Raw genomic sequence first — 9,710 nt, 5'->3', positions numbered from 1 at the left:
GGGGCTGCCGCGAGGGCCGGGCTCGGCGCGGTGGCCGCCCGGCCCGTCGCGATCGGCGACGTGCCGGTGGGCGACGGCGCGCCGGTGTACGTGATCGGCGAGATCGGCATCAACCACAACGGCGACCTCGACATCGCCCGCAGGCTGATCGACGTGGCGGCCGACGCGGGCTGCCAGGCGGTGAAGTTCCAGAAGCGGACGCCGTCGATCTGCGTGCCCGCCGAGCAGCGCGGCCAGATCAGGCAGACGCCCTGGGGCGAGATGACCTACCTGGAGTACAAGGAGCGGACCGAGTTCGGCCGCGACGAGTACCGGCAGATCGCCAAGTACTGCGACGAGCGGGGCCTGCACTGGTTCGCCTCGCCGTGGGACGTGCCCTCGGTGGAGTTCCTCGAGGAGATGGACGTCCTGGTGCACAAGGTGGCCTCCGCGAGCGTCGCCGACCACGAGCTGCTGCGCGCGCTCGCCCTCACCGGCAAGCCGGTCATCCTGTCCACCGGCATGTCCACGCTGTCGGAGATCGACCAGGCGGTCGAGATCCTCGGCACCGACAAGCTGATCATGATGCACGCCACCTCCACGTACCCGCTCCCGCCGGAGGAGGCGAACCTGCGTACCATCAGCACGCTGAAGGAGCGCTACGGGGTGCCTGTCGGCTACTCCGGGCACGAGCGCGGGCTGCAGATCTCGCTGGCCGCCGTGACGCTCGGCGCGGTGTGCGTCGAGCGGCACATCACGCTCGACCGCACCATGTGGGGCTCGGACCACGCCGCCTCGCTGGAGCCCGCCGGGCTGGAGCACCTGGTGCGCGACATCCGGATCATCGAGCAGGCCATGGGCGACGGCGTGAAGCGGGTCTTCCCCGGCGAGGAGGCGCCCAAGGCCCGCCTGCGGCGCGTGACGGTCTGACACCGCGTGATCGTCTGACGGGGAACGCTTTGATCACTCTCTCGGTCGTCGTGCCGGTGCGGGACTGCGAGCGCTACATCGCCGACGCGCTGTCCTCCTTGTGCCGCAACGTCCGGCACGACTTCGAGTTCATCGTCGTGGACGACGGGTCGGTGGACGCGACCGGCGACATCGCCGACGACTTCCGCGGCGACCTGCCCGGCCTGGGCGTGATCCGCAACCCGGCGCCGCTGGGGCTGGCCGACGCGCGCAACGCCGGCCTCACGGCCGCCACCGGCCGGTACGTCACGTTCATGGACGGCGACGACTGGCTCGCGCCCGGCTACCTGGGCCGGCTCGTCGATGCCATCGAGGGGCTCGGCTGCGACTTCGTGCGCACCGACCACGTCCAGGCCGAGGGGCGCAAGCGGGTGGTGCACCGCGCGCCGCTGTCGCGGCGCGGCGCGGTGCTCGCCCCCAGGGACGCGATCCTGCCGGCCGATGTGCGCACCATGGTGGACTACCCGTACGCCTGGGCCGGCGTCTACCGCCGCTCCCTCCATGACCTGCTCCACTTCCCCGGCTCGCTGCACACCGCCGAGGACCGGCCGTGGATCTGGCGGCTGCACCGGGAGGCGGCCACGTTCGCCGTGGTCTCGCTGGCCGGGCTGTTCTACCGGCGGCAGGTGGCCGGGTCGCTGACACAGGTGGGCGACGAGCGGCAGCTGCACTTCTTCGACGCCTTCCAGCTGGTGTTCAAGGACCTGGAGGAGGAGTACCTGCCCAAGGCCGTGCGCAACTTCTGCGCCCTGCTCGCCCACCACCTGGAGATCGCCGACCGGTTCACGCCCGCGCTGCGGAGCCGTTTCGAGGAGCGCGGCGCCGAGATGGTGCGCGCCCTGCCCGCCGAGATGGTGGTCGAGGCGGTGGCGCGGATGTCGGCCGAGCGCGAGGCCACGCTGCGGGTGCTGCTGCCGGACCTGCCCCCCAGCCCACATGTGCGGCTCCGGCTTCGGGCGGGCCGCGATCGGGAGGACACGTGACCGGACGGAACGAGGTCGCCGGTGGACCCGGCGCCTCGGGCTTACACCGGCGAAGGAGGTCTCATGACCGGACGAAGTGAGGTCGTCGCCGGGCACGGCACGAAGGTCTTCTACGCCTCGACGCTGTTCGGCGCGATGTCGCTGGCGGCCGGGATCGACGAGGGCCGGTTCGGCGCCGGGCGCCGCGTGCTGATCGTCTCGACGAACGCGGCGATCCCCGAGGTGGCGGTGCCGCTCGACCGGACGCCCGGGTTCGCGGTGCTGCGCTCCCGCTTCGACGAGGTCCACTCCTGGAACGAGCTGATCGCGCCGCTGCACCCGTCCGACTGGCGGGCCCGGGTGATCGAGGTGCCGATGATGGAGCGGCTGATCCGCGGCCACCTCGGCCTCGACCAGGTGGACGAGCTGGTGCTGGAGTCCATCCCGGTGCCCCCGGCGCGGACGATCGCCGGTCTGGTGCGCGACTGCCCGATCACCGTCTACTCCGACGGGCTGATGAGCTACGGCCCCACCCGCGACCCGCTGCCCGCCGAGACCTTCCGCCGCGTCGGCCGCCTGCTCCACCTCGACCTGGTGCCCGGACTGACGCCGCTGCTGCTCAGCGAGTACGGCGTGCCCTCCACGGTGCTGACGGACGAGGCGTTCCTGTCGATCGTGCGGGAGGTGTCCGCCACGGCGCCCGACATGCTCGGCGGAGAGGCGATGATCCTCGGGCAGTACCTGTCGGCGCTGGACATCGTCACCCCCGAGGAGGAGGCGGGGCTGCACGAGTCGATGCTGCGCGCGATGACCGCGCGCGGGCACGACAAGGTCGTGTTCAAGCCGCACCCGTCGGCGGGGCGCGACCACGCCAGGCGGCTGCGGGCCGCGGCCGAGCGGCTCGGCGTGCGGCTGGTCGTGGCGGGCGAGAGCGTCCCCGCCGAGGTCTGCTTCGCCGCGCTGCGCCCCCGGCTGGTCGTCGGCTGCTTCTCGACCGGCCTGGTGACCGCCTCGCGCTACTTCGGGCTGCCGGTGGCCACGTACGGGACCGAGCTGGTGCTGGAGCGGCTCGCGCCGTACGAGAACAGCAACCGGGTGCCCGTCACGATCGTGGACGCGCTGCTGCCTCGGCTGTCGGCGGACGGCGAGCTGCGCGACCCGCCCCCGGTCGACCTGGCGGCATTGGTGCGCGCGGTCGGCTACTGCATGCAGGCCGACGCGTACCCGGAGCTGCGGCCCGAGGACGTGTCCTTCGACCCGCGCTACTTCAAGCGCAAGCGCCTGGAGACGCTCGGCCTGACCGCGAAGCCGACCGCGTTGACGCGGCTGCGCCGGAAGCTCAGAGCGGCCCTCTGAGCCCGCGCCCGTAGCGGCATCCTGGGTCGGTGTGCCCAGGTAGGGGTGGCTCAGGTCAGTGTGCCCAGGTAGCGGCATCCTGCGTCGGTGTGCCCGGGTACGGGCGGCTCAGGTCAGGGTGCGCAGGTAGCGGCGCATCCGCCGTTTGGCGCGGTAGCCGGCGCGCAGCATCGTGGGCGGCACCTCCACCCGGAGCCTGGCCCGGCGCCGCGCGGCGGCGTGCTCGGGACCGTCCATCAGCGAGCGCGCGGGCACCAGCGGGCCGATCGCCATCGCGGTCAGCAGCCCCGTCCAGTCGTCGCCGCCCGCCGGATGGAAGTAGTTGGCCGCGCACCACGCCGCGTCGGCGGCCCGGAAGCCGCCCTCGGTGAGCTGGTCGAGCGTGCCCAGCAGCCCGCTGCCCTCGAACACCAGGTTGATCATCTCGGCGTTCACGCCGAAGTCGCTCAGCACCAGCGACGGCACACCCTGCGCGATGGCCTCCAGGGCGGCGGTCGAGCTCACCGTGACGAACCCGGCCGCGCGCGCGAGCTGCTCATGCATGGAGCCGGTCTCGAACGCGATCCTGCCCGGCTCGCCCAGCTCCCGCCAGAGCCGCTGGTAGTGGTGGCGCTCGTTGTGCGTCTGCCGCTCGTCCTCGCGGGCGCGCAGCTTGACCACCACGTCCAGGTCCGGCCTGCGCTCGGCCAGCCGGGCGAGGGCGAAGAGAATCCGCTCGCGCTCCTCACGCTCCCTCGGCACCTTGGCCTGGGTGGCGAACACCACGCGATCCCCCGCGAAGCCGGCGTCCCGGCCGTCCTGCCGCGGCCGCAGGAACGGCAGCCTGGCCAGGCCGACGGCCCCTCCCCCGCCGAGCCGGGCCGCGATCTCGGCGAACTCGGCCACCTCCCGCCGGCTGTGCACCACGAACAGGTCGCAGCCGCTCCGGAACTGCCAGGCCTTCTCGGTGGCGGGCACCGAGATGCCGGGCAGCCCGGTCACGAACACCGGCCGCGGGCGCAGGCCGTCGAACACCTCGGCCACCAGCACGTCCACGACAGGCCCCGTGCAGGCCACGATCACCACGTCGGGCCTGGTCCGCTCGGCCACGCGCCGCAGGGCCCGCGCCGACAGCACCGTCGGCACGGGCGGCAAGGGCCGCCCACCCGCCGCACCGGCCACCACACCGGGCGCGGCAGCACCCAGCGCACCGGCCGCAGCACCCGTCACGGCGCTCTCCACCGCGGCGGCGATCTGCTGCGGTGAGGGCGTGATCGGGGTGCGCACCACCGCCAGCTCCGTGACGCAGCCGGACGGCAGGTCGCCGAGCAGGCAGGCCGCCCATTTCAGATACGAGTCGGAGTCGGCGACCGCCAGAACCCTCACCCGGAAACTCCTGTCAGATGCGATCGCAGCGCGGGGGCCGCCCTGCTGGTCCACCAGTCCTCCGGCACGTCGACCGGCTCGACCGCGACGCCGCGCGGGCTGAGCAGCACCCGCAGCGAGGTGATGGCGGTCGACGGCAGGCTGAGCACCCTCTGCCCGGGGTCCAGGCCGCGCAGCGTCAGCTCCGCGGGCGCGCCCGCGTCGTGCACGGTGATGCCCGGCCGCTCGCGGATCAGCGCCACGTCCACGGGGTCCTCGCGCCGGTGCGGGTAGTAGGCGAGCGGCTCCTCGGCGGCCAGGTCGGTGAGCCAGCGCAGGTACTGGTCGCGGTGGACGAGACCGTTCCTGACCAGCGAGGTGCCCAGCACGACGGTGCGCTCGGCGGGACCCGGGCCGGGCGGCTGCGCGCGCAGCCAGGCGAAGTCGTGGCGTACGAGATCGACGCCGGCGCGCCGGACGGCCCGGTCGAGCTCCTCGGACACCGGCAGCGCGGTGAACACCGACACGCGGCTCGCGCGCAGCCTGATCGCGGCGGCCAGCCCCAGCACCGCGCGGAGCCGTCCGGGCTGGGCGCGCGCCCTGAGCAGCGGCTTGAACGGCCCGGCCGCGAGCAGCTCCAGCAGCCGGATCGTGGCGAGCCCGTCGTCGACCACGACGAGGCGGCCCGGGTCGGAGGTGAGCCAGCGCAGCTGCACCTTGCCGGAGAAGGCGTCGCCGGCGGCGTTGAGCCGGCGCGGCATGCGCGTGGACGGCTCGGCCAGCTCCAGTCCGCCGGGGAGCGGCATGCGGCTCAGCTCGCGGCGCGTCGCCTTGAGGGCGCGCAGCTTCGCGCGGGGCACGATGACCGTCGCGGGGCCGAGGAGCCCGGCGTGGTGGGCCTCGACGGCGCACAGCATCTGGAGCGGAGACTCCACCCAGGCGGAAGCCCGCTTGCCCACTCTGCTCCCCCCGTAGGGTGATGGCCCGTTCACGATCGCCTCAAGCTAGCCCGGCCGCCTTACGCCCCCAGAAACGCGGCGTGAACAGTTCGCCTTCATCTCCCCCGCATCGCCTGGACGGCCCCGGCCCGCGGCGCGGAGCAGGCTGAGAGCAGGGTCCAGAGCACGGTCCAGGGCACGGTCCAGGGCACGGTCCTGCGCACCTGCCAGGCGGGGCGGGACCGGCGCCCGGACGGGGCGGGATCAGGGCGGTTTGAGGTGATCAGGACCGCTACGATCCTTCTCCATGAAGGATCTCGCGTGGGGCATCGCGGCGACCGGCGGCATCGCGAGGACCGTGGGAGCGGTCATCGCCGCGGAGCCGGGGATGCGGGTGGCCGCGGTCGGCTCGCGCGAACTCGCCAGGGCCCAGGCGCTGGCCTCCGCCCTGGACGCCGAGTCGGCCTACGGCTCGTACGCGGAGCTGTGCGCCGACCCGGCCGTGGACGCCGTCTACGTGGCGACCCCGCACGCCCAGCACCTGGAGGTGGCCGAGGCGGCCATCGCGGCGGGCAAGGCGGTGCTGTGCGAGAAGCCGCTGGCGGCCTCGGTGGCCGACGCCGAACGCATGGTGCTGCTGGCCCGCGAGGCCGGGGTGTTCCTGATGGAAGCGATGTGGATGAGGTTCAACCCGCTGATCCGTCGGGTAGCGGCCGATCCGCGTTTCGGCGAGATCCGCTCGGTGCACGCCTCGTTCGGCTTCGCGCTGCCGTACGATCCGCTGCACCGGCTGTGGGCGCCGGAGCTGGGCGGCGGGGCCCTGCTCGACCTGGGGGTCTACCCGTTCGGGCTGGCTCAGCTCCTGCTCGGGATGCCGTCGCGGGTGTGCGTGACGGGCTCGCTGGCGCCGTCCGGTGTGGACGCGGAGGCGGCGGGGGTGCTCGTCTATCCGGGCGGCAGGCGGGCGCTGGTGGAGGTCTCGCTGCTCGGCGGGTTCCCCAACAGCGCGTACGTGGTGGGCACCGGGATGCGGGCCGACATCCAGGCGCCGTTCTGGGCGCCGGAGCGGGTGGTGTTCAGCGGGCCGTCGATGGAGCCAGAGGCGTACGAGCTCGATCCGGCCGACAACGGCTACGCCGGAGAGCTGCGCGAGGTCCGGGCGGCATTGGCCGAGGGAAGGACCGAGAGCGAGGTCATGCCCCTTGACGAGAGCCTGGCCATGATGGGGCTGCTGGCCGACGCTCAGCAAAGTTTGACCTGACTCGCCCTTTGTCCTGTTGTCAGTCACTTGCCGTTTGTATTACCTTATGGGGCATTCGCGGTAAACGCCCGGTTTCGACCGGTTCGTTGCCAGACCATCGTACAAGATCGATCACAGGCCCCCCCTGTGACCGCTGAATCCGCCTCGCACGGAACCGGGGACCCACGTCCTTTTGGGGTGAATCGGCACGCCAGTGCCATAGGGCAGCTTCCACGCCCGAACCCGTCAGCTAACCCGGTAAGCGGCATGGAAGCAAGGAGTATCCCCGCTCGATGGCCCTGCACACCCTGACCCGCCCGCCGAGGACCACCCTCCTCCGCGCCGCCCTCGGCGCCACCATCGCCCTCTCGGCCGTGTCGAGCGCCGTCTCCCCCGCCAGCGCCGACGTCCCCGAGAAGGCCGTACCCGCGTCGGCGTCGCAGGAGCGGCGCCCGGACAAGATCAACGTGACCGCCGCGCAGGTCATCGACCTGGCCCGGGCCCAGGTCGGCACCTCGGAGAACGCCTACGGCGGCGGCACCAAGTTCCAGAGGTGGTACGCCGGCTCGCAGCGCGCCCTGGAGACCATCCGGCGCGACGGCGGCGCCCGGGCGGACTACCTCAACGCCGCCTGGTGCGCCATGTTCGTGTCCTGGGTGGGCGAGCAGCTCGGCGCCCGCCCGCAGGTCGGCTGGGACGCCTGGACGGTGGCGCACGCCAGGTGGTTCCACGCCAACAGGCGCTGGGGCGACGAGCCCAAGCCCGGCGCCGTGGTCTTCTTCTCGTGGAGCGGGGGCAAGACCATCAGGTCCATCAGGCACGTCGGCTTCGTCGTCAAGGACAACGGCGACGGCACCATCTCCACCATCGAGGGCAACACCGGCAACGGCCGGGTCGAAGAGCGGGTGCGGCCCAAGGGGCAGGTCGTCGGCTACGGCTATCCCGAGTACGCCGGCTGACCCCCGCCGGCAACGGCCCCCCACGGCGAGCGCGCGTCCATCCGGGCGCGCGCTCGCCGTTTCCAAAACGAGATCATCCGGCACAATGGCGCCATGAACCGACCGACTCTTGAGGCAGTCGCGGCTCGGGCCGGGGTCGGCCGGGGCACGGTGTCGAGAGTCATCAACGGGTCGCCCCACGTGAGCGACAAGGCGCGCGAGGCGGTGCGGCAGGCCATCCGGGAGCTGGGCTACGTGCCCAACCGGGCCGCCAGGGCGCTGGTCACCCGGCGCACCGACACCGTGGCGCTGGTGGTGTCGGAGTCCGAGGTGCGGGTGTTCGACGAGCCATGCTTCGCGGGCACCATCCGCGGCATCGGCTCCGCGCTGGCCGAGACCGGGCTGCAGCTCATCCTCGCGATGGCCCAGTCGCGCGAGGAGCACCAGCGGCTGGAGGACTACCTGACGGGACAGCACGTCGACGGGGTGCTGCTCCTGTCGCTGCACGGCGCCGACCCGCTGCCGGGGCGGCTGGAGGCGATGGGCGTGCCGACCGTGCTCGGCGGCAGGCCCGTCGGCCCGTCCCCCTGCTGCTACGTCGACATGGACAACCGCGAGGGCGCCCGGCAGGCGGTCACGCACCTGCTGGGGCTCGGCCGCCGGGCCGTCGCCGCCATCGCCGGCCCCCAGGACATGGGCGTCGGCGTCGACCGCCTGGCCGGCTACCACGACGCCCTGCTCGCCTCCGGCCTGCCGCGGATCGTCGCGTACGGTGACTTCTCGGAGGAGAGCGGCGCGGCGGCGATGCGCGAGCTGCTGGAACGGCAGCCGCGCCTCGACGCGGTGTTCGCCGCCTCCGACCTGATGGCGGTCGGCGCGATGCGGGAGCTCAAGGCCGCCGGCCGGGCCGTCCCGCTCGATGTGGCCGTGGTCGGCTTCGAGGACTCCAAGGCCGCCCTCCACACCGACCCGCCGCTGACCACGGTCCACCAGCCGGCCGAGGAGATGGGCAGGCAGATGGCCCGGCTGCTGGTGGCCCGCATCAACGGCGAGGAGCTGTGCCGGCCCGTGGTCATCCTCGACACCCACCTGGTGATCCGCGCCTCCGCCTGACGTCCGCCCGCCCCCAGGCCGGGGAGAGGTCGGCCCCAGGCCGGGGAGAGGTCGGCCCTAGGCCGGGGGGAGGTCGGCGAGGAGCACGGGTCTGGTGGTCGGCTTCCTGGAGCCGCCCGCCGGTTCGACCGTGAGACCGACGCGCTGGTCGCCGTCCAGCGGCCGGAGCAGCACCGGCCCGCTCGGGCCGCCTGCCCGCCGGTCGAGCAGGCCTGCCGGGCGGGCGCCGTCCGGGCCCATCAGCCACAGCTCGTACACGCGCGCATCCGGCAGCCGGGGCAGCCCAGTGGTGGTGAAGACCATGCCGCCACGGGCCCGTGAGATCGTCACGGTGCCCGAACCTCCAGAGGTGACGCGCAGGCGTACCATGCGCGCGTCCGGAGCCGAGAGCACGGCCGCCACCTCGCGTTCCCGGAGCTGAAGATCGCCCAGGTCGCGCCGGGCGTCGAACGCCACGACCCCGAGCGCGATCGCGGCCGCGGAGGCGATCGCGGCGACCCCCGCCAGCGCTCTCGCCCGGCTGCTTCGCAGCGCGACGACCTCTCCCTGACCGGCGGACGCTGCCCGGGCCACCGGTTCTGGCCGCTCGATCCACACCGTCTCCGAGTCCGGCCCCGGAGCCCAACCCGGAGCCGGACCCGGAGCCGGACTCGGAGCCGGACTCGGAGCCGGACTCGGAGAGTGGTGTGGATCCGGGTGCGGAGTCTCGGCGGACGTGGGCCGGCCGGACGACGCGCCGGACCTGTGCCGCCCCCCGGTCTGTCCCATGGGCGCGGCCGGCGGGTCCGCCGGGGACGACGGGCCGGGCGCCTGGGTGAGGGGTGGAGGTGCGGGGCGGCGTGAGCGGGCGAGCTCGGCCAGCAGGCGCGAG

General features: G+C 73.4%; 9 protein-coding genes and 1 riboswitch. Of the genes, 6 read left to right on the top strand and 3 right to left on the bottom strand.

Going from position 1 to position 9,710, the window contains the following annotated elements; translation table 11 throughout:
• The 3 genes from DQW85_RS33220 to DQW85_RS33210 all read left to right on the top strand — a co-directional run.
• Positions 1-909, top strand: a 909-nt coding sequence (locus DQW85_RS33220; RefSeq protein ID WP_240197581.1) for an N-acetylneuraminate synthase family protein, incomplete at its 5' end; no start/stop codon positions are given.
• Positions 910-938: 29 nt separating this feature from the next.
• A complete protein-coding gene (locus tag DQW85_RS33215; RefSeq protein ID WP_113703729.1) occupies positions 939-1,931 on the top strand; it encodes a glycosyltransferase family 2 protein in 993 nt (330 codons plus the stop codon).
• A 63-nt stretch (positions 1,932-1,994) separates the two neighbouring features.
• Positions 1,995-3,266: an alpha-2,8-polysialyltransferase family protein gene (locus DQW85_RS33210; protein WP_113703728.1), complete on the top strand. Its 1,272-nt coding sequence runs from the start codon at positions 1,995-1,997 to the stop codon at positions 3,264-3,266.
• A 108-nt stretch (positions 3,267-3,374) separates the two neighbouring features.
• Here the strand turns inward: DQW85_RS33210 and DQW85_RS33205 are convergent, their stop codons facing one another.
• Both DQW85_RS33205 and DQW85_RS33200 read right to left on the bottom strand, forming a co-directional pair.
• Complete coding sequence (locus DQW85_RS33205) at positions 3,375-4,631, bottom strand: DUF6716 putative glycosyltransferase (RefSeq protein WP_205315595.1); 1,257 nt, start codon at positions 4,629-4,631, stop codon at positions 3,375-3,377.
• A complete protein-coding gene (locus tag DQW85_RS33200) occupies positions 4,628-5,569 on the bottom strand; it encodes a hypothetical protein (RefSeq protein ID WP_240197580.1) in 942 nt (313 codons plus the stop codon). The genes DQW85_RS33205 and DQW85_RS33200 overlap by 4 nt, the downstream gene beginning before the upstream one ends.
• 286 nt (positions 5,570-5,855) lie before the next feature.
• Here DQW85_RS33200 and DQW85_RS33195 point away from each other — a divergent pair, with 286 nt between their 5' ends.
• The 3 genes from DQW85_RS33195 to DQW85_RS33185 all read left to right on the top strand — a co-directional run bounded on the left by DQW85_RS33195 (position 5,856) and on the right by DQW85_RS33185 (position 8,839).
• On the top strand, positions 5,856-6,809 hold the full coding sequence (locus DQW85_RS33195; protein WP_113703727.1) for a Gfo/Idh/MocA family protein: 954 nt from the start codon (positions 5,856-5,858) through the stop codon (positions 6,807-6,809).
• 121 nt (positions 6,810-6,930) lie between these two features.
• Positions 6,931-7,068, top strand: a riboswitch (cyclic di-AMP (ydaO/yuaA leader).
• A 13-nt stretch (positions 7,069-7,081) separates the two neighbouring features.
• A complete protein-coding gene (locus DQW85_RS33190; RefSeq protein WP_113703726.1) occupies positions 7,082-7,747 on the top strand; it encodes a CHAP domain-containing protein in 666 nt (221 codons plus the stop codon).
• Between the two features lie 93 nt (positions 7,748-7,840).
• Positions 7,841-8,839 carry a LacI family DNA-binding transcriptional regulator gene (locus DQW85_RS33185; RefSeq protein ID WP_113703725.1) on the top strand — a complete coding sequence of 333 codons (999 nt, stop codon included), beginning with the start codon at positions 7,841-7,843 and terminating at the stop codon, positions 8,837-8,839.
• A gap of 57 nt (positions 8,840-8,896) precedes the next feature.
• On the opposite strand, the gene DQW85_RS33180 is transcribed toward DQW85_RS33185, so the two are convergent.
• A complete protein-coding gene (locus DQW85_RS33180; protein ID WP_420819201.1) occupies positions 8,897-9,412 on the bottom strand; it encodes an anti-sigma factor in 516 nt (171 codons plus the stop codon).
• Positions 9,413-9,710: the final 298 nt, after the last annotated feature.

The sequence above is a fragment of the Nonomuraea lactucae genome (assembly GCF_003313395.1).
Lineage (GTDB): Bacteria > Actinomycetota > Actinomycetes > Streptosporangiales > Streptosporangiaceae > Nonomuraea > Nonomuraea lactucae.
This window is presented reverse-complemented; position numbering and strand designations above follow the sequence as displayed.